Source organism: Streptococcus sp. HMSC066E07, from assembly GCF_001814695.1.
Lineage (GTDB): Bacteria > Bacillota > Bacilli > Lactobacillales > Streptococcaceae > Streptococcus > Streptococcus hominis.
This window is the reverse complement of sequence record NZ_KV817424.1, coordinates 1-261: the sequence shown is the minus strand read 5'-3', so window position 1 is coordinate 261 and position 261 is coordinate 1. Positions and strand designations below refer to the sequence as shown.

The 261-nt window shown below is 50.6% G+C and carries 1 protein-coding gene; it reads right to left on the bottom strand.

Annotated features, from left to right (window positions below; translation table 11 throughout):
* Positions 1-261, bottom strand: a 261-nt coding sequence (locus HMPREF2984_RS02370) for a MucBP domain-containing protein (RefSeq protein ID WP_257362370.1), incomplete at both ends; no start/stop codon positions are given.

The following is a 261-nucleotide window of genomic DNA, read 5'->3' as shown; positions in this document are numbered from 1 at the left end:
TCCTTATAAACGTACGTCACTTCCGTCGTCCCTTTGACAACCTGGCCTTTCTCCTGACCTTTGGTCTTCTCGGAAACCCGTTCATAGGTCTTCCCGTCTGGCGTCACAATCGTTGCTAACGCATGGGGCGTCGTATCATAAGGCGTATTGGTGGAGGCTCCTTCAACGACTTTCACATCCGCTTGGAGCTGGTGACCGGACTCATCTTGGTAATGAACCGTCACATTCCCAAACACTTCCTTATAAACGTACGTCACTTCC